The organism is Mycobacterium sp. (assembly GCF_965230835.1).
In the GTDB taxonomy this organism is placed as follows: domain Bacteria; phylum Actinomycetota; class Actinomycetes; order Mycobacteriales; family Mycobacteriaceae; genus Mycobacterium.
The window spans coordinates 4,672,486-4,696,865 of the sequence record NZ_CBDDLW010000002.1 but is presented as its reverse complement, the minus strand read 5'-3'; the positions used below and the strand labels follow the sequence as shown (position 1 = coordinate 4,696,865).

Sequence of the window (24,380 nt, the reverse complement as noted above, 5' to 3'; positions counted from 1 at the left end):
CTGCACAATGACTGCCATGACAGCCACACCCCTCGCCGCCGCAGCGATCGCACAACTGGAGGCCGAGGGCGTCGACACTGTCATCGGAACCGTGGTGAACCCCGCCGGGCTCACTCACGCCAAGACCGTGCCGGTGTGCCGGACCAATGCATTCGTCCATCCCGGGCTCGGTGCTAGCCCTACCTGGCACGGCTTCGCCACCGACCAGAACGGCATCGCATTTACCGAAGAGGTCGGTGTGGTCGGCGATCAGAGGCTGCGCATCGACGTGTCAGCGTTACGAGCCCTGGGCAACGGGTTGGCATGGGCGCCTGCAGGGTTCTTCGAACAAAACGGCACACCGGTTCCCGCATGCAGCCGCGGAACACTCGGCCGGATCGAAAATGCCCTCGCGGAGGCTGGAATCGACGCGATGGTCGGTCACGAAATCGAATTTCTCCTGGTGCATCCGGATGGAAGCCAACTGCCGTCCACACTGTGGGCGCAGTATGGCATTGCGGGCGTACTGGAGTACGAGGATTTCATTCGCGATGTCACCACGTCGGCCGCTGCCGCCGGTGTCGGGATCGAACAGTTCCATCCCGAGTTCGGTGCCAATCAGTTCGAACTCTCGTTGGTGCCGAAGCCGCCGGTCGCAGCCGCCGACCAGCTGGTACTGACTCGGATCATCATTGGCCGCGCAGCTCGCCGCCATGGGCTGCGGGTGAGCTTGTCGCCGATGCCCTTCGCCGGCAAGGTTGGTTCGGGCGCACACCAGCACTTTTCCTTGACCACGTCGCAAGGCTCGCTGTTTACCGAAGGAACCGGCACGGCCGGGATGACGCCGACGGGTGCAAAAGCGGTCGCCGGGGTCGTTCGCGGGCTGCCTCAAGCACAGGGCATCTTGTGCGGATCGATCGTGTCCGGTTTGCGTATGCGGCCCGGTAACTGGGCCGGCGTATATGCGTGTTGGGGTGTCGAAAACCGAGAGGCAGCAGTTCGATTCGTCAGGGGAGGTCCGGGCACGTCATATGGTGGGAATGTCGAAGTGAAGGTTGTCGACCCCTCGGCGAATCCCTATTTTGCTTCGGCAGCAATTCTGGGGTTGGCGCTCGACGGCATTAAGGGCAACGCGGTGCTGCCCCCGGAAACGACGGTGGACCCGGCCCGCCTGACCGACCATGAGCGTGACCGTTCCGGCATCCTGCGTATGCCCGATTCTCCGGTTGACGTGATTACCGCACTTGATAATTCAGAAAAGCTTCGGGGTATCCTCGGCGACCCCGCAGTAGATGCGGTGGTTGCCGTTCGCCGCCTCGTGCAGGAGCGTTATTCCGACCTCAGCCCGGAACAGCTGGCCGACAAGTTCCGAATGGCATGGAGCCTGTGAACGCGCCGATCACGAATTCCGGCTCGTCGGGATCGGCTCTGGCCGAGTGCATCGGCGATGTCGCGTTGATCGATCATCACGTACACGGTTGTTGGTTGACAGCGCATGATCGGCGCCGGTTCGAGAATGCGCTCAATGAGGCCAACGTTGAACCGCTCGCGGACTTCGACTCCGGGTTCGACTCGCAGCTCGGATTCGCCATCCGCGCTCGCTGTAGCCCCGTCCTGGGACTGCCTAGCCACGCTGAACCGCATCAGTATTGGGCACGCCGCAGTCAATTCAGCGAAGCTGAGTTGGCCCGCCTGTTTCTTCGGTCCGCTGGTGTGGCCTATTGGCTGGTCGACACCGGTGTCGGGGGTGACGTCGCCGACGTGGCAGAGCTAGGTGAACTGTCCGGCGGCAGTGCCCACGAGATTGTTCGTCTCGAACAAGTGGCCGAGCAAGCCGCACAGGCGTCCGGCGACTACGCGTCGGCCTTCGCGGAGATCCTGCATCGGCGCGCGGCAACTGCGATAGCAACCAAGTCCATTTTGGCTTACCGGGGCGGGTTCGGCGGCGATCTAACCGAACCGTCACCGTCTGAGGTGGCTGAAGCCGCCAGCCGGTGGCGTGATCGCGGCGGCGTGCGGCTCGATGATCGGGTTCTGCTGCGTTTCGGGCTGCACCAGGCTCTGCGGTTGGGTAAGCCGCTGCAGTTTCATGTCGGCTTCGGTGACCGGGAATGTGACCTGAACAAAGCGAATCCGCTGTTTCTGCTCGACTTTCTGCGGCAGACCCGAGATACCCCCATTGTGTTGCTGCACTGCTATCCCTATGAACGTGAAGCCGGTTATCTTGCTCAGGCCTTCAATAATGTCTACCTTGACGGTGGGCTGAGCATCAATTATTTGGGGGCTCAGGCGTCGGCGTTCATCGCTCGGCTGCTAGAGCTGGCGCCATTCCGGAAGATCTTGTACTCGTCGGACGGTTATGGGCCGTCGGAACTGCACTTTCTGGGCGCGGCTTTGTGGCGCAATGGTATTCACCGCGTACTTCGGAATTTTGTCGACAGCGGCGAGTGGAGCGAGGCCGATGCTATTCGTGTTGTCGAGCTAATTGCCCACGAAAATGCCGCCCGCGTCTACCAATTGGCCGACCGTGGCGCTCACGGCTCGGCTGGCTAAGGTCGATGAACTGCCGCAGCTCCTAGCCGGCGCGGTGCCGTTGTGAAATGAGAACGTGTGGCCACGAGCATGCGGGTACGCAGTGTGCGGGCAAACTCCGTTGTAGGTTCTCAGCATGACCGATTTGTGCGATCTGCCGGCTCACGAACTGGTTCGCATAATGAAGAGCGGTTCAGCATCGTGCGCCGAAGTTATGCACGCGCACCTAAGGCGCATCGAGACGGTCAATCCTATGCTCAACGCGCTGGTCGAGGCCGCTGATCCAGAGCAGTGCCTCAAACAGGCGGCGCACGCGGATCGGTGCGCCGCGCGTGGAGTTCCGCTGGGCGCGGCCCATGGACTGCCGGTGGCAGTCAAGGACGTCATGCGGGTGGCCGGGCTGGCCTGCTCCGGCGGGAGTCGCGCTCTGCGCGGACCAGCCAACGCCGACGCCACCGCGGTATCGCGACTTCGGACTGAAGGAGCCATCGTGCTCGGTCTGACAAACGTCCCTGAACTGGCCAGGGGAGGCGAATCCAACAACAGCCTGTACGGCCGCTCCAACAATCCCTACGACCTGTCCAAGACACCCGGCGGCAGCAGCGGTGGTTCAGCGGCATTGGTCGCTGCCGGAGGCGCAGCACTCAGCGTCGGTTCCGATGGCGGTGGCAGTATTCGCCAACCGTGCCACAACGCGGGCATTGCCGGACTCAAGCCGACACACGGTCGCATTCCGCGCACGGGAAGTGTCTTCGGCGATGCGTTAGGCATTTTCGGTTCGTTCATCTGCTACGGGCCGATGGCACGGTCGGTGCAGGATCTCTTTCTGGGGCTCTCGATCATGGCCGGACCTGATCTACAAGATCCGTATGCGGTGCCTGCTCCGCTAGACGATCCGGGGGAGGTGGATCTCTCCGCGCTCCGGGTCGCCACCTACACCCACGATGGTGTTAGTTCCCCCTCGGACGAGGTCACCGCTGTCGTCGCCGAAGCGGCCGACGCGCTGCGCGAGGTGGTCTCCGGGGTGGAGCACGCAGCTCCCGCCTGCCTTGGTCGCACGGTGGAGCTGCTGTGGCAGTCGATTTTTCTGGGCGGCGACCGTGGCCGAGGATTTTCAGAAGATCTGCGGGAGATGGGCGCGATAAATCAAGCCGTGCCACCATCAGAGGAGCTGGCTGAGTTCCTCCGCCAGGCACGTCAGCTCGACCTGTCTGTCACCGACGTCCGAAATCGCCTGGTGGACATCGACGCCTATCGAATCGAAATGTTGACGTTCATGGCTGATTACGATGTCATCGTCTGCCCTGCGATGCCTACCGTGGCCAAGCCGCACCATCATGGTCTGGCTGAGATCAACGACTTCTCACATTTGATGGTGCACAACCTAACCGGATGGCCCGCCGCGGTGGTGCGTTGCGGAACGTCCGAGGACGGATTGCCTATCGGAGTTCAGATAGTCGCCAGGCCATGGCAGGACGTCGTCGCCTTGGCCGTCGCGGGCTACCTCGAGCATGTATTTGGCGGGTGGCAGCCACCGCCGATCTGGTGCTGAGCGCCGGCAGCTCAACCAGCCCCAGCCCAGAGACGACTTCAGACCAGCCCGGTCGCGTCGAAAATCCATGACATGTCGGCGGTGGACAGATCCTCCAGCCAATTAGCCGGCGCAATGCTGACCAGGCTGGCCATGTCCCAATAGTCTTTCCAGAGGGTGATCTTCTGATCGATGACCTGGTGGACTGTGACGAATCTCAGGACACCTTGCTCGCCTGTTCGGAACCGCCATGTCTCGGAGTGTTCGTATATCGCATCGACGCCGTTGCACACCAGCAGACCGTCGTGGTTTTGGTAGCCGGCTAAGGGCTCGAGCCCCACCTTGAGCCGCTTGACGATGTTGTCTGGACCCCGCGCCGCCGCGGTCGGGCCAACCGGCATGTCGACGAAGATGCAGTCCATCGACAAGAATGTCTTGATCGAATCCCAGTCTCGTCGGGAAAGTGCCTGCCAAAGGCCTAGAACGATATCCCGGACTGCTGTTGTCGATTCCTCTGTCACAGGTCCCCCCGTATCCCGTTGGCGCACTCTGGCCCCAGAGCCCACCGTTGCCTCATCGGTTCGCCATAGATCGTGCCGGTCCCAGCGTTACCGGCAGTGTTGACCAGCCCCGCAACACCCGGGTATCGCGCCTACGTCCGCTGCCCGCGGCTTGTACTTCGGGGAATCGTTCGAAGAATGTCCGCAGTCCGACTTCGCCCTCGGAGCGGGCAAGGGCAGCGCCCAGGCAGAAGTGGCGGCCCCCGGAGAACGCCAGATGCCTTCCGGCATTGGGGCGTTCGATATCGAAGTGGTGTGGCGCGGGGAACACAGATGGGTCGCGGTTTGCGGCGCCCAGATAGATCACGACAACCTCGCCGCGGTTGATCTGTGTGTCCGCCACCTCGACATCACGTAGTGCTACTCGCGCGGTGAGTTGAACGGGGGAATCCAGGCGGAGAACTTCTTCGACAGCATTCGGCCACAGCTCCGGGCGTTGACGAAGCCTAACGAGATGCCTGGGTGCGTCTAGCAACATGCGAATCCCGTTGCCTAAAAGGTTTACCGTGGTTTCAAACCCGGCGGCCAAAACCAACCCGGCAATTGCCTGGAGCTCAGTTTCGTCGAGGCGTGTTTCAGCAGGTCCGCTCTCGGCTTGCTGAATCAGCTGACTCATCAGATTGTCGCGTGGGTTGCGGCGCAATTGCCGCAAGTGTTCGGTGAGCCAGCGGTTGAATCCAGCGATCCCCTCCTGCACGCTTTGGTACTGACGCCACGGCAGGCCAATGTCCAGACTCGGCGCAGCCAGCTCGCCGAATTCGAGGATGCGGCGGCGATCGCGGTCCGGCACACCCAGGATCTCGCTAATGATTGCGACCGGGAGTTGCGAGCAATACTGCCCGACGATGTCAACGACGCCCGGCTGTTCAGCGAGCTGGTCCAGGAGAGCGGTTGCGGTGTGCTCAACTTGGTCCCGCAGTGCGGCGACTGCCCTCGGGGTAAACACCGCCGAAACTGTCTTGCGATACCGAGTGTGCTCCGGGGGCTCGACAGCCAATAGTGACGGTGCGCGCAGCGGGTGCAGAAGGTCGTCGCGAGTGCGGCGCTCCAGCCATCGCATCGGCGCCGGCAATGTCGATCCCAACATCACGACCCGGAAGTCGTCGGAGCGCAGTAGATCGTGGGCCAGTGCGTGGTCGACGGCCAGGTAGCTGACACGGCCTCGGATTAGCGGGCCTACGGTCCGCAATTCGTCGTAAAAAGGAACCGGGTCTGCGGCCACGCTCGGGTCGGCGATCAACCGGGATTGCAAGTCGCCTCGTCGGACCCCGACTGCTGCGAGGCTACGGATAAACCCGTTCATCGCCAGCCAGTGCAATCTCTGCTTCACTGGTCCCTCCGTCCATCGGCGGGGTAACAGATGGTCTTGCGTCAAGCCTAGGCCGGGAGTGGCCGATGATGGTCAGCCCGGCACGAAACGATCGACTAGTCGCAGTGTTCAGCACTGCGCGATGATCGTGAAACCCGTTGTCACGACTTTGTTGGGATCGTTGTTGTTTTTGATGCCGTACGCGCTGCCTCGGATTGTGTATTTGTCGCTAGCTAGTTTGACCTGCGCGTCGCCAACCCCACCTTCCCAGAAGCTGCCGGTGAACCCATCGACGTTGCGGATCTTCACCCACTTGGGTATGACCCGTTCGCCGCTGAGTAACACCACTGCCTGTACCCAGCCGGCGTGGTTGGCGATATTGATCGTGCGGTAGGCCTGCTCCTGACTGCATTCGGCCGGACTTGCCGTCCAGGTGTTGTCGCCAATCGTTAGACGTGCACCTGCCCGGGGCGTGGACTGAGCTTCTGCGCAACCCGAGACAACAACAGTGATGATCAGGGCAACTGTTGCCAGCGCGGCCAACCGGTTCTGCACCAACCACCTCCGTCGGGAGCCTGAGTAATGTGCACGAGACTCTACTGCTGTTTAGGCGGCGGCGTTGGGAGGAACGTAACTTTGACGGAGTCGGCAGACATTCGTCGGATCAGTCGCGTGGCGCGTTTACTGGTGGCGCCTTGCTCTGCAGGTGGGAATGTCGGTTTCAGGTGGCTGGGGCGAACCGTCCTCACCCTGCTTCGACAACATCTTTGATGCGATGCAACGTCTTGGTCATGTCGCGGATGTTGCGGCGCTTGCGCAGGAAACCACCGAACAACCAATAGACACTGAGTAAAGGTGATGGGGTGAGTCGAAACGACTCCGTCACATCGGTGCCGCTGCCCGAAGGCGCTAAGCGGTAATGCCAGTTGTTCACCGGCCTGTCGCCGAGCATCACAGCAAACCCGAACTCTCGGCCCGGTTCGCATGCCGTTACCTCGCATACCGACCAGTAGACCGGACCGATCTCGTTGCGCCGGACGTGCCCGCGGAATCGAGCGCCGAGTGCTGGACCGGTGGCATCACCGAGCCACTCGGCCTCGAACGTTTCCGGGGAGAACCGGCCAGTGTTGCGGATGTCTGCGATCAGGTCCCAGATCTTGTCCGCGGGCGCCGCCATGTGAACCGTAGCCGAACCTTCCATGGTCCGATCCAAACATGGTCGCGCCGGCTCAGCCACCGGAACCTCAGTATTTATCCGTGCGGCATGAACAGACCGATGATCTGGTTCACGGTGTGCTGCAATTGGCGTACTGGTTTGGGCAACTGTATCGGTATTGTTGGCAGACCCGCCGATTTGCTGCATTTTGGCCACGCACCTGGTCCCTGCGCAGCCAGGACCCGGTTGGCAACGGCGATCTGTTCGTGCCTGGTGGCATCCGCCGGAGAGCCGCTGCCACCGTGCTCTTCCCAGGTGCTTTGCTTGAACTGCAGTCCACCGTAGAACCCGTTGCCGGTGTTGGCGGTCCAGTCTCCGCCGGACTCGCACTGCGCCACGGCATCCCAGTTGAGGGAGTGGGCGTGCGAGACGCCAGTCGAGAGCGCGAGTGACCCAGCAACGAGACCGGCGCCTGCCGCGGGCTTGATCAGGCGCTGGGCGAAAGTTGTCATGTCCGGGATTTCGACGGACGTACTCATAGCGTTACTGATGAGAGAAAGTTGTGAGATTGGATGACGGTCGCATCGAGTTTGGCGCAAACACGGCCTACGCGGGTAGATCAGGTCGGCGGATCGGCTTGGCAGTACGACGCAGTTGCGGTTGATAGGGCCCGTTGATACAGGTTGTCGAACTGGTGATTGCGTATGGCCTCGCTGTTGGCTGCTGCTAGTTGGCGAGCGCACGCCGGTGAGTGCAGCAAACTCCAGCTGAGCTTTATCTGAGACAGAATCTTATTGTTCAAGACATCGATCACCGACCGCGACGCAGATAAGTCCTGCGCGGCGGCCGGCGCGGTGGCTGGGTCGAACTTCCAGTCGGCGAATCGGCTGTACTCGAGTGCCTCAGTTGCCCTGATCTGGTCGGAGAAGACTTGTGTGACGTAGCCGCGGTCGATGTGGTCGGCGGCTGCCTGGTCGCCCAATGTCGCGAGTTGTTGCCGGACGCGGTCTGGAGCTTCAACTGCTAGGTGTGCATGCCATTTGAACGCTGCAACCGGCTCGGCGATCGCCAACCGCTGTGCAGCAGCGTCGACCAATGCGATCAGAGGGTTGGGGTCGGCGTGTACCGGAGCGGAGGCGGCGGTCGCGTCTCATCGCTGGTGTAAATGGTCACGGGCGTAGGTTCCGTCGCAACCGACGAAAGCTATGAAGGAGGGGCTACGCCCGTGACCAAGCGAGTATCGCCGATTGAGCGTGTGCGTGTTGAGATGGATCAGTTGTTCGCCGCGACCGAGCGGCCGTTGACCGAGATTTTGGAGGAGGTCGGGCGGTTATCGGTGCGTCTGGTGTTTCAGGTCGCCGTGGAGGCCGAGGTAGAAGCAGTGTTGGGCCGAGCCCGTCACCAGCGTCGGGTTCAGGACGGCCCGGGCGGGTACCGCAATGGGTATCAACCGCCGGCGACGGTGAAGACCACGATGGGCTCGGTCGAATTATGCCGCCCGAAACTACGCGACACCGACGAGCGGTTCTGTTCGCGGCTATTCGGTGCCGGGGTGACGCGCACCCACGCTCTGGAGGCGTTGGTGATTTCGGGATGGGTGCGCGGTTTGTCGGATCGCGACATCGAGGCCGCGTTGGCCGAGGTGCTGGGCTCGCAGGCGGCGTTGTCGCGCTCGACGGTGAGCCGGATTTGTGCGGCCATCAAAGACGAGTTCGCTGCGTGGTCGTCTCGACGCCTTGATGAGCTGGTGTTGGACTACCTGTTCTTGGATGCCTCGAACTTTCGGATGCATCCCAACGCCCCGGCCGAGCCGGTGCTGGCCGCCTGGGGCATCTGCACCGACGGCAAGCCCCTGTTTATTGGGCTGGCCCCAGCCGCAGCGGAGTCGGCTGATGCGTGGGCCGACTTCTTGGCTGACCTGAGGAACCGGGGACTACGCCCGCCGCTACTGGGCATCTCCGACGGGGCGCCGGGCCTGATCGCCGCATGGGAGACCACGTTTCCGGCAAGCCTGCGTCAGCGGTGTCTGATCCATCGCTGCCGTAACGTCATCGCCAAGACACCTGTCGCGGTCCAGGACGAGATCAAAGCCGCGTTCTGGTCGATCTTCGATGACATTGACCAGCCACCCGGCCAGCAGGCCGTGGATGAAGCCACCCGCCGCGCCGAGGAGTTCACCACCACATACCGCGGGCTCTACCCAGCCGCGGTCGCTTGCCTGGCCAACGACTTCGCCTCGCTGAGCGTGCATTTGCGCTTCCCCCGCCAACACTGGACACGCATCCGCCATTCCAACCTCATCGAACGCACCTTCGGAGAATCCCGTCGCCGGGTCAAGGTCATCGGCCGCCTACCCGGCGAAACCAGCTGTCTGTCGCTGGTATGGGCCGTCCTCGACCGCGCCAGCCGCGGCTGGCGCGGAGTCACCCAAACATCAGCGACCAGCCGCCACCTCCAAGAACTACGCCACCAACTGCTCGAGCCACCCCGCCCACTGCATCCCCCCACCACAACAACCACGACCGACACCACCGCCGCGTAACATGACCACCAGGAACATGCGCCCAGCGTTTTTACACCAGTCCTAAGACGCCACCGAGGCGGCGACCACTGTGGAGACCAGCATGGCCAACCCGCCTCCGAGGACCGACACAGCAGCCGCGACATGGTTTTGACGAGTTTGACCGCGGCTGCTGGTGATGACGGGCCGCTTAGCTGGTGTGCGTGTCAACTGTTGCGATTGCATCAATTACTGCTGCTGGGTCGTCGATCGAAACAAATGTCTTCGCTTCGGGCACCTTGATCATTGTGCAGTTCGGGAAAAGCGCGGCAAGTCGATGGGCGAGCTTGGGCGTGAAGCACCGGTCGCGCATGCCCCAGACTAACGTGACGGGATTGGCGAACTGAGTAAAGTGCGTCGACGCCTCGGTCAGATCTGTCGCCGCTACGTGTCGGAGCAGCGTTGCGAGGTTGCCGCGGATACGAGGGTCCTTGCGGCACGGATCGAGCCACGACGCCGTGAGTTCGGAGTTCGGCGCGGTCACCAAGAGGCCGTAGCCCAGCGGCGAGTGCCGCAGCGGCGGCAGCCGCATCGCAGTGAGCATTGCCTGGATGGTTTTTGGGCCTCTCAGCATCGCAAAGACGACGGTGAATGGGAACGGTGGGAACGTCTCGAATGCATCGCAATTGGTGAGCACCAAGCGGCCGACAGGCTTCGGGTTGGTGGCGATGACGAGCTGACACAGGCCGCCACCGGTGTCATTGCCAACTAGGGTCACGTTGGAGAGGCCAAGGGCGACCATAAATTCACTGATCATGGTGGCAACACCGGCGGGGGAGAGGTCGGCGTTGTCGCTGACCGGTGTGGTGTGCGAGCCTAGCGGCCACGTGGGTTGGATGCACCGAAACCCTCTGCGGCTGAGTCCTTCTGCGACCTGGTCCCACAGGCGCTCGTCGACAAGAATGCCGTGGACAAACAAGACGGGAGGGTGGGGCGAATCCTCAGGTCCTGATACTCGGTAGTCAATCGTGGCATGTTTTAGCGCGGCTTGCGGCATCGTGGCCATCCCTTGCGCGAACCTACAAATTCACCGCACGGAAGTTACCGGAAATTCGTAGCGCAGGAAAGCCCAGCATCTTTGGTGCGAGGGTAGAACGTATCGAGTTTATTGCCGAGGTGGGCACTGCGATGTTGAGCCGCGGGGCATGGTCGCTGCGTGTGTTCCTACGGTTGTAGGCAGGTAACGGCAGCGCGCACCGTCCTCGTTGAGGTCTTGATGCCGTACGTAGCCTCAATCACAAACTGACCCGCCAAACCCGCAACATCGAAGTCGGGTAGAAACCGGACCAGCTAGTGACTCACCCACGCGGCGAGGATGCGTGCCCGGGGGCAACGCATGCCCGGGACATAGACCCCTCCACAGGCCAACCCATGTCAGGCGACCCGTCGTTTTTTGACGGTCTCGGCGCCGACGACGCCCACCTGCGCGACACAATGGCCCGCTTCCACACCGATCTTGCCCAAACCAGCCAGGCGCAAGCCGACATAGCCGGCCAGCAGGTCAACGACTTCGGTTATCGATCCGTGTCCTACTCTCGCGCATCGGCGCAAGCGGCCGCAGACGCCGCAAAACTACGCGAGTCTGCGCACGAATATGAACGGGAAGCCAACGAGCGTGTTGAAGGGATCACCGCACAGCGCCACCGCGAGAACGCAAAAATGCACCTGAGGCAGATGCTGCAACATGAGCAATCAGCGTTAAGAGAAGAGGGCCGCGCTCAGCACTACGAGAAATTTGTGCGGCAAAACCCCGGGTGGTCCGAAGAAGAACAAGACCTGGCGCAGCAGCACCGGACCAACGCCGACGAGTACAGGAAACAGATGAAGCTCGACCGAGAGCTGGCACAGCAAGAACTAGATGCGGTCGCGTCTCATCGCTGGTGTAAATGGTCACGGGCGTAGGTTCCGTCGCAACCGACGAAAGCTATGAAGGAGGGGCTACGCCCGTGACCAAGCGAGTATCGCCGATTGAGCGTGTGCGTGTTGAGATGGATCAGTTGTTCGCCGCGACCGAGCGGCCGTTGACCGAGATTTTGGAGGAGGTCGGGCGGTTATCGGTGCGTCTGGTGTTTCAGGTCGCCGTGGAGGCCGAGGTAGAAGCAGTGTTGGGCCGAGCCCGTCACCAGCGTCGGGTTCAGGACGGCCCGGGCGGGTACCGCAATGGGTATCAACCGCCGGCGACGGTGAGACCACGATGGGCTCGGTCGAATTATGCCGCCCGAAACTACGCGACACCGACGAGCGGTTCTGTTCGCGGCTATTCGGTGCCGGGGTGACGCGCACCCACGCTCTGGAGGCGTTGGTGATTTCGGGATGGGTGCGCGGTTTGTCGGATCGCGACATCGAGGCCGCGTTGGCCGAGGTGCTGGGCTCGCAGGCGGCGTTGTCGCGCTCGACGGTGAGCCGGATTTGTGCGGCCATCAAAGACGAGTTCGCTGCGTGGTCGTCTCGACGCCTTGATGAGCTGGTGTTGGACTACCTGTTCTTGGATGCCTCGAACTTTCGGATGCATCCCAACGCCCCGGCCGAGCCGGTGCTGGCCGCCTGGGGCATCTGCACCGACGGCAAGCCCCTGTTTATTGGGCTGGCCCCAGCCGCAGCGGAGTCGGCTGATGCGTGGGCCGACTTCTTGGCTGACCTGAGGAACCGGGGACTACGCCCGCCGCTACTGGGCATCTCCGACGGGGCGCCGGGCCTGATCGCCGCATGGGAGACCACGTTTCCGGCAAGCCTGCGTCAGCGGTGTCTGATCCATCGCTGCCGTAACGTCATCGCCAAGACACCTGTCGCGGTCCAGGACGAGATCAAAGCCGCGTTCTGGTCGATCTTCGATGACATTGACCAGCCACCCGGCCAGCAGGCCGTGGATGAAGCCACCCGCCGCGCCGAGGAGTTCACCACCACATACCGCGGGCTCTACCCAGCCGCGGTCGCTTGCCTGGCCAACGACTTCGCCTCGCTGAGCGTGCATTTGCGCTTCCCCCGCCAACACTGGACACGCATCCGCCATTCCAACCTCATCGAACGCACCTTCGGAGAATCCCGTCGCCGGGTCAAGGTCATCGGCCGCCTACCCGGCGAAACCAGCTGTCTGTCGCTGGTATGGGCCGTCCTCGACCGCGCCAGCCGCGGCTGGCGCGGAGTCACCCAAACATCAGCGACCAGCCGCCACCTCCAAGAACTACGCCACCAACTGCTCGAGCCACCCCGCCCACTGCATCCCCCCACCACAACAACCACGACCGACACCACCGCCGCGTAACATGACCACCAGGAACATGCGCCCAGCGTTTTTACACCAGTCCTAAGACGCCACCCTAGATGCAGCACAAACAGCCAAAGTCGGTGTTCCTGCGGCCCGAGCCCAAGCGCAAAAGCTGCATTCTGAGGCCGACGAGCTTGATGCACGTTCACAACGGCTAGCTGAGCAAGCCAAACAGACTCGTTCCCAAGGGCGCACGTTGCTCAACCAGCAGACCAGCGCCGTTGGTCAACACGACCAATCACAGCAGCGAGCGCAGACCTATCAAGGGTGTGGAGCTGGCCGGGTCGTCTATGACCACGCCGGTATCGAGGCCGCGATTGCCGAGCTGCAACAGATCCTCGACCGCGCACAAGCCAACCTCGAAACCTGTCGCCAAGCGAGAAGGTCGCTAGGGCAGGATGCCGCCGGTGCGGCCGCAGATGCCTCGAATGACAATCTCTTGCAGCTCGAACGGATCAACCAACACATCATAGAAACCGTGCGCGCGGCCTTGCGTGATCTCGGCGTGGCTAACTACGACATGGCACACCTAGAGCAACACAACGCCAGCCAGTACCACTAACCCATGACGGTGTGCGGATGCGACGGTTGGCAGCTGAATGGTGCACAAAGGTCAAGATAGAGATCTGGGACGGAGATCGAAACGCGCGCAGATGGTCTTCGACCGGGCAGGGCTCAACGCGGCGGGGTGGACGGCTGTAAGCCCTGACACGAAATAGTCGTGACAGGGAAAACCCGAGCCGCAGAATTCGGACAAGTTATGCGGGCGAGCGATCACGTGCATTATGCATGAAAGTCAATTTCGTTCGGGCGCCGAATTGTTCGGTACGGCCTTGGGCGAGGAAAAAGATCCCGTGAATCACCACTGGGCTTGGCGGCCCACTTTCTGTGGTGCCGGTACCAAGCCCAGCAGCAGCGGCGAGGCTAGCTAGCCTCGAATTACTTGCTCGTTGTCAGCCGGCACCCAACGTGCTCTGCAGGTCGCCTTTCATGGCGTTTAGCTGAGCACCCCAGTACTCCCAGCTGTGCGTTCCGTTGTTGTCGAAATGGAATACCGCGTTATGGCCGCCGGCCGCGTTGTAAGCATCTTGAAATTTGATGTTGCTGCCGCGAACGAAGTTCTCCAGGAACTCAGCGGGAATGTTGGCTCCACCCAGCTCCGAGGGTGTGCCGTTACCGCAGTAAACCCATAGCCGGGTGTTGTTCGAGACCAGCCTTGGAATCTGGACGGTTGGATCGTTGCGCTGCCATGCCGGATCCTCCCTCGGACCCCACATGTCTGCGGACTTGTAGCCGCCGGCATCACCCATCGCCAGGCCGATCAGGGGCGGGCCCATTCCGTTGGAGGGGTCCAGCAAGGCTGAGAGCGAACCGGCGTAGATGAATTGGTTCGGGTGGTAGGCGGCAAGGATCATCGCAGAGGAGCCGGCCATGGAGAGGCCTACTGCTGCGCCACCAGTGGACTTGACGCTCCTGTTGGCAGACAACCACTGAGGCAGCTCGCTGGTCAGGAAGGTTTCCCACTTGTAGGTCGTGCAGCCGGCATTGCCGCAGGCCGGGTTGTACCAGTCGCTGTAGAAGCTGGATTGCCCGCCGACAGGCATGATCACCGACAGCCCCGACTGGTAGTACCACTCGAACGCCGGGGTGTTGATGTCCCAGCCGTTGTAATCCTCTTGGGCGCGCAAGCCGTCAAGTAGGTACACGCCAGGGGAACCGTTGCCGCCGCTCTGAAACTGCACCTTGATATCGCGGCCCATTGATGCCGACGGAACCTGCAGGTATTCGACCGGCAGGCCCGGCCGCGAAAACGCTTCCGCAGGCGCCGATCCTCCGGCGAGACCGACCAGGCCCGGAAGGGTTGCTGCGGCAGCTGCACCGACGGCAAGTCGGCGCCCCAATGCCCGCATCTTCCTGCTTACGTCTGTCATACCATGCCCCTTGTTCGTACGTTGTCGCGTGCTTTCGGCAGAAGATACCGCGCGAATCGGCCAAATGTCGATCTAGACGCGAAGTCATTTCATTTCTGTATCGGTTACCGGGCTGTCGACACAGCAATTGCGCTAATCGGATGTTCGGGTTTCACGACGGCTGGTCAGCGCCCTCAGGATGCGCTCGGCGCTGGGAAAGTGTCCGTTGGAGGGCCTTGGAGGGGCTTGGAGGGGCTTGGAGGGGCTTGGAAAGCGCGTCGAGTCAGTCAACGGTTCTGGGCATCTGATTTCGTGCGCGCAATGCGGCAGTCAACTGTTAAAGGTTCACTAGTCGCCGCGTTAGGCGTGCTGGCTCGGCGCATCGCGCGGTGGTGAGTCCGACACGCCCGGCTTGGACCGGTGGCGGTCGCCAAAAAAGGCCTTTCACCTGCGCATTCTATATCGGGGGAGCCAAACTTGCGTCGACCGCGTAGGCTGCTCCGGAGCAAGCCGATGTAGACCTTGCCATCTCGGTCCGTTCCCGCGCTCACGAACAATCGCACCAAGGCGCCCTGGTGCGTGGCCGCGTGGCGTGGGGCACCGGCGGTCCTGGAACGATTGAGGTGCGAAACTTTGGACGCGGTACTTGGGGTATCAGTGACGCCGACCACCGTTGGGTGGGTCCTTGCTGAAGGGCACGGCGCGGATGGCGTCATCCTGGAACACCACGAGTTAGCACTGCGCGACAGCAGTGGCCTGCGTGTGCTGGACACCGCAGAACAGGTGGCCGCGGAAGTGCTGCGGGCGAAGGCGGTGGCGACCGCGAGTGATCACCGGCTTCGTATTATCGGCGTGACCTGGAACGACGAAGCATCGGCTCAGTCGGCGCTGCTGTTGGAGGCGTTGGCCGGCGCAGACTTTGACAATGTCGTGCCCGTCCAAAAAGTGGACGCAGTCCAGATGCTAGCCCGGGCGGTTGTGCCCATCATCGGCTATGAGCAGACTGCAGTATGCATCCTTGAGCATGAGTGGGCGACCGTTGTCCTGGTCGACACCTATGAGGGCGAGACGCAAACAGTTGTCAAGCATGTGCGTGGAGGTTTCCGCGGGTTGACTTCTTGGCTGGCCGGAATGTTTGACCGCGGCGCATGGTGCCCGGAGGGCGTCGTTGTCGTCGGCTCTGACTGCGATATGGATCGATTGTCTTGGCAGCTCGAAAAGGTCTTGCCGGTGCCAGTTTTCGCCCAGACCATGGCGCAGGTGACGGTGGCCCGAGGCGCGGCATTAGCCGCGGCTCAGAGCACGGAATTCACCGATGAGCAGCTGCTGGCGGAAGATATCGTTGCTCCCGTCGCCGTGCCCGCCAGATCTCGGTACTACACGAGGGCCGCAACCACGCTGGCCGCCGCTACGGTTACCTTCGTAGGTTCGCTGTCACTGGCGGTGGGTCTGCACATGGCCCCGGCGGAAGACCCTGAAACGGCGGGCCGGACAGTGCGCAAACCACTGCCGCGCGTGGCCGAGGCCGTGGCACCGGCGATTGCGCCGTCCACGCAATCAGGGCAGTCGGAACCCGGCGTGGCTCCTGAAGCTGCGTCGGCCCAGGACCCTCCCGTCAAACTTGCTTCCGGTGAGCAGATCACCGGTCCCATCGCGGCAGATGCACCGCCGGATGCGTCAGGTTCGGACTCCGATCCGAATGGTCGGCCGCCGCTTATGACAAGAGTGCTTGACCACATACCCGGCACCTACGGTGCCCCGGACTCGGGCCCGCCCGAGTAGCACGGGTAGTCCCCTGCCGTTTCCAGGCGTGAGCGAGCCCGTCCGAGCCAAGCGGCGAGTATGTGCCGGCTAGGTCAGCCGTCTTTGGTCCGAACAGCGTTGAAGGACACAACGACGTCCGCAGAGACCCGTAGTGCACCCATCATCAGCGAGTAGGGCTTGATACCGTAATCAGCCTGGCAAACCACGGATTCAGCAGACATCCTCCACGCGCCTCCGAGATCTTCAGTGCGCAAATCGACGACGTGCTTCCGTGATTTTCCTTGAATTTGTAACGGCCCGCTCATGCGGTACCCGTTTTTGGTCTGGTGTATGGCATCGGTAGTAAAACTGATAGTCGGAAAGCGGCTGGCGTTCAATGACCGCAGTGCATTCGATCGTACGAGGGCTTTTTCCGGCCCGGACAGGACTTTGACACCACCGGTGCCACGTAGAACGTCGAACGAATCCACCTCAACCACTAACTCTGCGGTCGCGGGTTCGGTCTCCGCCCAATCCACGCGGGCTTGCCATCGTGTCATGGCGATGGTCAAACGATGACCCAGTCGCGCGGCTCTGCCGGTGACTCCGGTGCGAATTGTCAATTCGCCGTCGGAAGCATCCAGGATCCAGCTTGTGTCGCTCACGGAACGACTGTATTCGACGTCCATACGGTTTCAGCTGTTTCTGGCGCTGAATGGAAACCCGCATGCGCCAGGTTGCCCATCCTGGAAGGACTCGTCGTTAATGTGTGACGGGGCATTGTGCTGCCCCGTTGCTGTGGTAGTCCACCTGCCAGTGCTTGATGCCGTTGAGCCAGCCTGACCTTAATCGTTCTGGTCTACCGATCGACTCCAGATCGGGCATGGTGTCGGCGATCGCATTGAACATCAGGTCGATCGTCATCCGGGCCAGATTGGCTCCGATGCAGAAATGTGCACCCGTACCACCAAAACCCACGTGTGGGTTGGGGCTACGGAGGATGTTGAAGGCGAATGGGTCGTCGAACACGTCCTCGTCGAAATTGGCGGAGCGATAAACCATCACCACGCGCTGGCCCTTCCTGATCTGTACACCGGACAACTCGTAGTCCGCGAGGGCGGTGCGCTGGAACGACGTGACCGGGGTGGCCCACCGTACGATCTCGTCGACCGCGGTGGCTGGGCGCTGGCTTTTGTAGAGGTTCCACTGATCAGGGAAGTCGGTGAAGGCCATCATGCCTTGGGTGATGGAATTGCGGGTGGTCTCGTTGCCTGCGACTGCCAGCAAAATGACGAAGAAACCGAACTCGTCGGCAGATAGTTTGTGGCCATCGAGGTCGGCTTCTATCAGAGTGGTCACGATGTCGCGGCCCGGATTCTTGGCCTTCTCGGTGGCCATTTGCATGGCGTAGGTGATCAATTCGACGGATGCGGTGATGGCGTCATTGTCGGCGAACTCGGGGTCTTGGTCGCCGACCATCTGGTTCGACCAGTCGAACAACTTCCTGCGGTCCCCTTGCGGAATTCCTAGCAGACCGGCAATTGCTTGCAGGGGAAGTTCACAGGACACCTGTTCGACGAAGTCGCCCGATCCTGCTGCCGCTGCAGCCTCGACGATGTGCCGGGCCCGCGTATTGAGGTCATCGCGAAGCCGCTCGATGGCCCGGGGCGTGAAGCCTCGGGCGACGATTTTGCGCAGTCGAGTGTGCTGCGGAGCATCCATGTTGAGTAAGACGAACTTGCCTCGGTCGATCTGCTCGTTGACGGTGCCTTCCTTGTAGCGCGGGAGGGCGCTTTTCTGCAGGCTCGAAAACACATCGTTGCGCAGCGAGACGTCTTTGACGTCCTTGTGCTTGGTGACCACCCAAAAGCCGCCGTCGTCAAATCCGCCTGTTCCCATCGGCTGCTCGTTCCACCAAATCGGTGCTGTTCGACGCATCTCGGCCAGTTCTGCGGCCGGCAGCCGCTCGGCGTAGACATCCGGGTCGGTGAAATCGAATCCGGGTGGCAAATTGGGGGTTGGTGTGGCGGCCGGCATGAGGGCACTCCTCGATACGACGTTGTCTAGTGCCATGGTCCACCTCTACATCACACTTGGGAAGTGTTAAAGCAGGCTCGCTATAGCTGAATTGCAACATGTTCAGGCGCGCTGGAGGGAGCGCAAGCTGTTCTACGTCTTTCGTTGCTGGCGTAACAACACGGCGGAACTAGCTGAAACGGTTGTCTTATCGGCTCTCGCCGCGACAGTGCAGCAAAGGTCGTGTGCTCAACGGCTGGTAGGCGCGCGTAGTGCGGCGCCTGATGTTGGCCGACCGATAGTACCTGCTGATGACGCTGGGCGAAGTTCCTGCATCTGCGGGCGTCGAAAGGCGGGACCCTGGAACAGGGGAACATTGGCAAATGCGCTTTCAGCGTATTCGATCTTGCGTACAGCCTTGTGGGCGAGGACGTACTCGCTATGCTTTGCTGTAGTTCGCTGGCGCGACGGAGGGGTATGAAGATGATTCGTGAACTGTTTATCGCCGCTGTGATAGCGGGTGCGGGGATCGGCATTGCGCCAGCGGCGGGCGCTGACCAGCGCTACGAGGGCGATGTGCCGGGGATGAACTATGAGGCTTCGCTGGGCGCGCCGTGCTCTAGCTGGGAGCGCTTCATCTTCGGGCGCGGTCCGGACGGCCAGGCCGAAGCCTGCCATTTTCCGCCCCCCAACCAATTCCCGCCGGCCGACACCGGTTACTGGGTGATCTCCTACCCGTTGTACGGAGTCCAGGAGGCGGGTGCGCCGTGTCCGAAGCCCCAGGCGGCGGCGCAGTCTTCGGACGGACTGCCGATGCTGTGTTTGGGGGCCCGAGGATGGCAGCCCGGCTGGTTTACCGGTGCCGGATTCTTCCCGCCGGGCTAATCGGTCGAACTGTTCTGCCGATACGCGACCAATAGTTCGCTAAAACCTCGGTGAATCCCCGATCTCGCGGCGGTTGCGTTCCGTTCGTCACGTGGCGGCAGCGGCTAGCTGCCTATCCGACTGTCGTCAAACGGCGGCTGCGTTGAGTTCATTCAGCGTGTTGGTCGCTTCCAGATACTCTTGCACCCATCGCTGGATGACTGTGGCGGTCTTCTCTACTTTGGCGAATTGCCCAACCACCTGCCCGACGGGATTGAACGCGATGTCGGCGGTCTCATTCGGGTACTTGCGGGTAGCCTTCACTACCATTCCAGACACCATGTACTGCAGCGGCATACCGAGTGGATCTGGGCTGTCTGGTTGCTCCCACGCCTCAGTCCAGTCGTTGCGCAGCATCCGGGCCGGTTTGCCGGTGACGGAGCGACTACGGACAGTGTCACGGCTGGTGGCCTTCGCGTAAGCCGCTTGTTGAACCGGTGTGTTCTCGGCTTCCTCGACCATCAGCCACTGCGAGCCAGTCCACGCCCCTTGAGCGCCGAGCGCCAAGGCTGCTGCGATCTGCTGGCCACTGCCGATACCGCCGGCCGCCAGCACCGGTACGGGAGCAACCTCCTTGATGACTTGCGGCCACAACACGATTGAGCCCACTTCGCCGCAGTGCCCGCCGCCTTCGCCGCCCTGGGCGATGATGATGTCGACGCCGGCATCGGCGTGCTTCCGGGCCTGTGAGGGCGAGCCGCACAATGCGGCAACTTTGCGTCCGGTTTCGTGAATGTGCGTGATCATGTCTGCCGGCGGGGTGCCGAGCGCATTGGCAATAAGTGTCATCTTCGGGTGTTGCAAGGCCACCTCGACCTGAGGCGTGGCAGTCGTCTCCGTCCAGCCGAGCAGTTGCAAGCTGTCCTGGGTGCTGTCTTCGACCGGGACACCGTGATCGGCGAGGATTTTTCGAGCGAAATCCAGGTGTTGCTGCGGCACCATCGACCGCAAGGTGCCGGCAAGTTCATCGGCAGACTGGTTGGAGCCCATGCCCTCGTACTTGTTGGGGACGACTATGTCGACTCCGTAGTGGTGATCACCGATGTTCTCATCAATCCAGTTCAGTTCGATCTCTAGCTGCTCCGGGGTGAAGCCCACCGCGCCCAGCACGCCGAAACCACCGGCTTTGCTGACGGCGACCACCACGTCGCGACAGTGGGTAAAGGCGAAAATCGGAAACTCGATGCCAAGCTCGTCGCAAATGGCAGTGTGCATGCCTGCTCCTGGGGCGCTCGCCGAATTGAAACGTGTTCTACTTTAATACGGTTGCTTGTGACATCGCTAGCCAGGTCCTGTGCATCACGACTACGACCCATTATCTGTGCAGGTGCCGACTGGCCAGATCACTGGCCGGCACCTGACGTAGGTGACCAGACGAGCCGGCGCGCACGGGCGCGGATCCCGTGATGGGGGCAAGTCGCAACATACGAGGTGGGTTTGCTTCTGAGGTTCGACGCAGCAGACCTGCGGTTGGCGGCACGGCGACGACCGCCAGCGCCGCAGGCGGCAAACCTGGCATGCCGTGGACCGTGCTCGGGCGGTAGAACACGTGCTAATCGCGTGATTTGATCGGGTAGCCTGACTCGCCATGGGACGCGCAGAAGGAAAAGTTGGCCTGATCAGCGGCGGTGCCCGGGGTATGGGAGCGTCTCATGCCAGGCTCCTTGTCTCCGAGGGCGCCCAGGTGGTAATCGGGGATATCCGTGATGATGACGGCAAGGCGCTGGCCGACGAACTTGGCGACGCTGCGCTTTACGTGCACCTAGATGTAACGCAGCCTGAGCAGTGGGCCGCCGCGGCCGCCCGGGCAGTGGCGGAATTCGGCAAGCTGAATGTCTTGGTCAATAACGCTGGAATTGTGAACTTTGGCCCCGTCAAGACTTTCGACATGGGCGAATGGAAACAGATTCTTGATATCAACGTCACGGGAACGCTCCTGGGTATCCAGGCTGTTGTCGATCCGATGATCGCTTCGGCCGGCGGTTCGATTATTAACGTCTCATCCATCGAGGGCTTGCGGGGAGCCGCGTTCGTACACGGCTACGTGGCTTCAAAATGGGCGGTTCGTGGTCTGACTAAGTCTGCGGCGCTGGAGTTGGCCCCACACAACATCCGAGTCAACTCGATTCACCCGGGGTTCATCCGAACACCGATGACTGCGGAAATTCCGGAGGATTTCCTGAATATCCCGCTCGGGCGCCCCGGCGAACCTCGAGAGGTATCGATGTTCGTGCTCTTTCTAGCCAGCGACGAGTCCTCCTATTCGACTGGTGCTGAATTCATCATGGATGGTGGTCTGGTAGCCGACGTTTCGCACAAGACACACGAGACGCTCTAGGCATAGCAGCTACCGCTTTTGAAACTGCCCGCAGCTGGCTGAGCGGTGGGGCCGTTCGACGCCAGGCGGCTGGTCTCGGCTCGCGAACAGGGGCGGGGGTTGTGGTGTAGGTGCCGGCGGCCTGCTGGTCTTGTTGCTTGATCACCGATGGTGATGTGGTAAACATCGTCGCCTGTTTCTGCGCTGCGGCCTGGTCGTTGCCATTGACTTGTGCAAGCAGCTCCTTGATGGCCGCGGCCACCGACACCGCCGCGGTGTCAAGTTCTGAACTCGCGGCATCCGGCGGCGGCACAACCACGCCGGGCTTGATAACGGCCATAGCTTCGGCCGTGCCGGCGTCCGTGGCTAACGCCTCGATGTTGACGTCGAGCTTGTCACGCACAGAACTAATCCTCTCCGTTTGTGGGAATGGTATTCATTGATGACCAGCCGATCCGCGCATATAAGAGTTGACATGAGTCGATAAGACACGCGCGATAGCCAACGGTCCATCCCGTCAAGCGGCGGCTCTTGATCCGCAGCGTCACCGGGGGGTAGCGTGAGTCTGCCAATTACGAAACCGTTGGTAGCGAAATTGCGAACAGTTCGCGATGATCCCTAACGCAGAAAAGGATCGGCTCGATGCGCAGCCGTTACGCCGGCCGGCCGTTCACTACGTCCACACCAGAGATCGCGGCTGCGCTCGAAGACGTAAGCATTCCGACGTTGCTGTTGTCGCTCGTGCACATCACCGGAGATCCCCGTTTTATCCGTGACTTCAAGCCGCTTGGCATCTTTCTCAACGAGGTCCAGGGGTTCATGTCGGAGGCGGACAAAGCACGGGCCCGGGCAGCGGCGGTTCCGGTGCTTGCCCAGTACCGCGACAGTGGCTGCCCCGAGCCCAAGCCGCTGAGCAACGAGCTCGTCCGAGAAATGATGGACTGGGCTGCCTGCGAACACGTTCCGGACGACTACCTGTCCCTCGTAGCCGAGGAGATGGACCTTGGTGGTTTAGACCCGCGCCGCCCCGCAGCTCTGCCGGATGACGACGCAGCCCAGCTTCCCGTCGTTGTGATCGGATGCGGCGAATCCGGAATTTTGGCCGGAATCCGGCTCAAGCAAGCCAACATTCCCTTCACCATCGTGGAGAAGAATGCTGGCCCCGGCGGAACCTGGTGGGAGAACAGCTATCCCGGCGCCCGCGTCGACGTCGCAAACCATTTCTATTGCTACAGTTTCGAGCCGAACAACGACTGGACTCACTTCTTCGCGGAGCGCTCAGAGCTGCAAGACTACTTCGCTCGGGTGATGAATAAGCACGGTTTGGATCCGTACGTGCGTTGGCGCACCGAGGTGCTCGGTGCCACGTGGAATGACGACGACGGCATGTGGAGCGTCAACCTGCGCGCGGCTGACGGGCAAACGAGCACACTACCGGCGCGGGCCGTCATTGCGGCGGTCGGCCAGTTGAATCGACCGCATATTCCCGATTTCGAAGGCGCAGATACCTTCGAGGGACACTCGTTCCATTCCGCGGCTTGGGATCACTCCCTTGACGTGACCGGCAAGCGAGTTGCGCTGGTCGGGGCTGGCGCCAGCGGCTTTCAGATTGCGCCTGCGATTGCCGACCGGGTCGAACACCTCACCATATTTCAGCGCTCCGCTCAGTGGATGTTCCCGAATGCGATGTACCACGATGAAGTTGGCCCCGGTGTGCGCTGGGCGCTTCGCCACCTGCCATTTTATGGAAGATGGTACCGATTTCTCGTACTCTGGCCAGGCGCTGACAAGGGACTCGACGCTGCGCGCGCCGATCCGAAGTATGACGACAACGGATATGCGGTAAGCGATCTAAACGCAGCCGCCAGAACGATGTTCACGCATTGGATCACCAGTCAAGTCGGGGACGGCGACTTACTGAGGAAGATAATGCCCGACTACCCCGCCACCGGTAAGAGGACGTTGCAGGATAACGGCAGCTGGCTCAAAACGCTGCAGCGGGAGAACGTTGATTTGATACGCAACCCGATTCAGCGGATCAAATCCGATGGCATAGCAACCACTGACGGTAGGACTCACAGTGCTGATGTCATCGTGTATGCAACCGGCTTCCGGCACACCGATGTGCTATGGCCGCTGAAAATCACCGGCCGCGACGGACTCGATTTGCGTCGCATGTGGGGGACTCGCCCATACGCCTACCTCGGTATCACAGTTCCGGGATTCCCCAACCTCTTCCTTCTTTATGGGCCAGGAACTCATCTTGCCCACGGGGGCAGCCTGATTTTCCAGTCCGAGGTCCAGATGCGTTACATCAACCTGTGTCTGCAACACCTGGCAGAGATGAACGCGAATTGTCTAGAGCCGACAGACGACGCCGCAACGGAATGGCATCGCCGTACGCAGGCCGAAATAGAGACAATGGTGTGGTCGCACCCGGCCGTCAAGCATTCCTACTTCAAGAACGCCGACGGAGAGATTCACACCGTCAGCCCCTGGCGTCTCAAAGAATACTGGGCTGCAACGCGTATGCCCGACTGGTCTCAATTCGTTTTGCGACAAAGAAAGTGAGCACTCC

The 24,380-nt window shown here is 61.5% G+C and carries 21 protein-coding genes and 2 pseudogenes; 11 read left to right on the top strand and 12 right to left on the bottom strand.

Annotation, left to right across the window (positions count from 1 at the left end; all coding sequences use genetic code 11):
- Positions 1-16: 16 nt before the first annotated feature.
- From ACO07W_RS21445 to ACO07W_RS21435, 3 genes are all read left to right on the top strand, one after another.
- Positions 17-1,369, top strand: a complete 1,353-nt coding sequence (locus ACO07W_RS21445) for a glutamine synthetase (protein ID WP_421845574.1) — start codon at positions 17-19, stop codon at positions 1,367-1,369.
- A gap of 8 nt (positions 1,370-1,377) precedes the next feature.
- Positions 1,378-2,532, top strand: a complete 1,155-nt coding sequence (locus ACO07W_RS21440; protein WP_421846158.1) for an amidohydrolase family protein — start codon at positions 1,378-1,380, stop codon at positions 2,530-2,532.
- Between the two features lie 115 nt (positions 2,533-2,647).
- Positions 2,648-4,063 carry an amidase gene (locus tag ACO07W_RS21435; RefSeq protein WP_421845573.1) on the top strand — a complete coding sequence of 472 codons (1,416 nt, stop codon included), beginning with the start codon at positions 2,648-2,650 and terminating at the stop codon, positions 4,061-4,063.
- Positions 4,064-4,101: 38 nt separating this feature from the next.
- On the opposite strand, the gene ACO07W_RS21430 is transcribed toward ACO07W_RS21435, so the two are convergent.
- The 6 genes and pseudogenes from ACO07W_RS21430 to ACO07W_RS21405 all read right to left on the bottom strand — a co-directional run.
- Complete coding sequence (locus ACO07W_RS21430; RefSeq protein WP_421845572.1) at positions 4,102-4,563, bottom strand: nuclear transport factor 2 family protein; 462 nt, start codon at positions 4,561-4,563, stop codon at positions 4,102-4,104.
- 52 nt (positions 4,564-4,615) lie between these two features.
- The gene (locus tag ACO07W_RS21425) at positions 4,616-5,932 is read right to left on the bottom strand and encodes a cytochrome P450 (protein ID WP_421845571.1); all 1,317 of its coding nucleotides are present in this window, start codon (positions 5,930-5,932) and stop codon (positions 4,616-4,618) included.
- 108 nt (positions 5,933-6,040) lie between these two features.
- Positions 6,041-6,466: a lipoprotein LpqH gene (locus tag ACO07W_RS21420; RefSeq protein WP_421845570.1), complete on the bottom strand. Its 426-nt coding sequence runs from the start codon at positions 6,464-6,466 to the stop codon at positions 6,041-6,043.
- 190 nt (positions 6,467-6,656) lie between these two features.
- Positions 6,657-7,112 carry an SRPBCC family protein gene (locus ACO07W_RS21415; protein WP_421846157.1) on the bottom strand — a complete coding sequence of 152 codons (456 nt, stop codon included), beginning with the start codon at positions 7,110-7,112 and terminating at the stop codon, positions 6,657-6,659.
- Positions 7,113-7,162: 50 nt separating this feature from the next.
- Complete coding sequence (locus ACO07W_RS21410) at positions 7,163-7,687, bottom strand: transglycosylase family protein (RefSeq protein ID WP_421846156.1); 525 nt, start codon at positions 7,685-7,687, stop codon at positions 7,163-7,165.
- Positions 7,687-8,202, bottom strand: a pseudogene (locus ACO07W_RS21405) (chorismate mutase); the annotation flags it as partial. The pseudogene ACO07W_RS21405 and the gene ACO07W_RS21410, both read right to left, overlap by 1 nt.
- Positions 8,203-8,334: 132 nt before the next feature.
- Here ACO07W_RS21405 and ACO07W_RS21400 point away from each other — a divergent pair.
- A complete protein-coding gene (locus ACO07W_RS21400; RefSeq protein ID WP_421840071.1) occupies positions 8,335-9,609 on the top strand; it encodes an IS256 family transposase in 1,275 nt (424 codons plus the stop codon).
- A gap of 169 nt (positions 9,610-9,778) precedes the next feature.
- Here the strand turns inward: ACO07W_RS21400 and ACO07W_RS21395 are convergent, their stop codons facing one another.
- On the bottom strand, positions 9,779-10,624 hold the full coding sequence (locus ACO07W_RS21395) for an alpha/beta fold hydrolase (RefSeq protein ID WP_421846155.1): 846 nt from the start codon (positions 10,622-10,624) through the stop codon (positions 9,779-9,781).
- A gap of 374 nt (positions 10,625-10,998) precedes the next feature.
- Between ACO07W_RS21395 and ACO07W_RS21390 the strand changes: the two genes are divergently transcribed.
- The 3 genes and pseudogenes from ACO07W_RS21390 to ACO07W_RS21380 all read left to right on the top strand — a co-directional run bounded on the left by ACO07W_RS21390 (position 10,999) and on the right by ACO07W_RS21380 (position 13,454).
- On the top strand, positions 10,999-11,529 hold the full coding sequence (locus tag ACO07W_RS21390; RefSeq protein WP_421845569.1) for a hypothetical protein: 531 nt from the start codon (positions 10,999-11,001) through the stop codon (positions 11,527-11,529).
- Between the two features lie 86 nt (positions 11,530-11,615).
- Positions 11,616-12,889 (top strand): annotated as a pseudogene (locus ACO07W_RS21385) (IS256 family transposase).
- Between the two features lie 199 nt (positions 12,890-13,088).
- Complete coding sequence (locus tag ACO07W_RS21380) at positions 13,089-13,454, top strand: hypothetical protein (RefSeq protein ID WP_421845568.1); 366 nt, start codon at positions 13,089-13,091, stop codon at positions 13,452-13,454.
- A 391-nt stretch (positions 13,455-13,845) separates the two neighbouring features.
- On the opposite strand, the gene ag85B is transcribed toward ACO07W_RS21380, so the two are convergent.
- Entirely contained in the window at positions 13,846-14,823 is a 978-nt protein-coding gene (gene ag85B / locus ACO07W_RS21375) for a diacylglycerol acyltransferase/mycolyltransferase Ag85B (protein WP_421845567.1), read from the bottom strand.
- A 612-nt stretch (positions 14,824-15,435) separates the two neighbouring features.
- On the opposite strand from ag85B, the gene ACO07W_RS21370 reads away from it, so the two are divergent.
- Entirely contained in the window at positions 15,436-16,584 is a 1,149-nt protein-coding gene (locus ACO07W_RS21370) for a DUF7159 family protein (protein WP_421845566.1), read from the top strand.
- Between the two features lie 74 nt (positions 16,585-16,658).
- On the opposite strand, the gene ACO07W_RS21365 is transcribed toward ACO07W_RS21370, so the two are convergent.
- Positions 16,659-17,234, bottom strand: a complete 576-nt coding sequence (locus ACO07W_RS21365; protein WP_421845565.1) for a YceI family protein — start codon at positions 17,232-17,234, stop codon at positions 16,659-16,661.
- Between the two features lie 73 nt (positions 17,235-17,307).
- Complete coding sequence (locus ACO07W_RS21360; protein WP_421845563.1) at positions 17,308-18,582, bottom strand: cytochrome P450; 1,275 nt, start codon at positions 18,580-18,582, stop codon at positions 17,308-17,310.
- A 462-nt stretch (positions 18,583-19,044) separates the two neighbouring features.
- Here ACO07W_RS21360 and ACO07W_RS21355 point away from each other — a divergent pair, with 462 nt between their 5' ends.
- Entirely contained in the window at positions 19,045-19,446 is a 402-nt protein-coding gene (locus ACO07W_RS21355; protein WP_421846154.1) for a hypothetical protein, read from the top strand.
- Positions 19,447-19,572: 126 nt separating this feature from the next.
- Here ACO07W_RS21355 and ACO07W_RS21350 read toward each other — a convergent pair whose 3' ends face one another.
- Positions 19,573-20,700 (bottom strand): nitronate monooxygenase, encoded by a 1,128-nt coding sequence (locus ACO07W_RS21350; RefSeq protein WP_421845562.1) that lies wholly within the window; start codon positions 20,698-20,700, stop codon positions 19,573-19,575.
- 373 nt (positions 20,701-21,073) lie between these two features.
- Here ACO07W_RS21350 and ACO07W_RS21345 point away from each other — a divergent pair, with 373 nt between their 5' ends.
- On the top strand, positions 21,074-21,823 hold the full coding sequence (locus tag ACO07W_RS21345) for a glucose 1-dehydrogenase (protein ID WP_421845560.1): 750 nt from the start codon (positions 21,074-21,076) through the stop codon (positions 21,821-21,823).
- Here ACO07W_RS21345 and ACO07W_RS21340 read toward each other — a convergent pair.
- Positions 21,768-22,205, bottom strand: coding sequence for a hypothetical protein (locus ACO07W_RS21340; protein ID WP_421845558.1), 438 nt, complete (start codon positions 22,203-22,205; stop codon positions 21,768-21,770). The genes ACO07W_RS21345 and ACO07W_RS21340 overlap by 56 nt on opposite strands.
- Before the next feature lie 239 nt (positions 22,206-22,444).
- Here ACO07W_RS21340 and ACO07W_RS21335 point away from each other — a divergent pair, with 239 nt between their 5' ends.
- Complete coding sequence (locus ACO07W_RS21335) at positions 22,445-24,373, top strand: flavin-containing monooxygenase (RefSeq protein WP_421845557.1); 1,929 nt, start codon at positions 22,445-22,447, stop codon at positions 24,371-24,373.
- Positions 24,374-24,380: the final 7 nt, after the last annotated feature.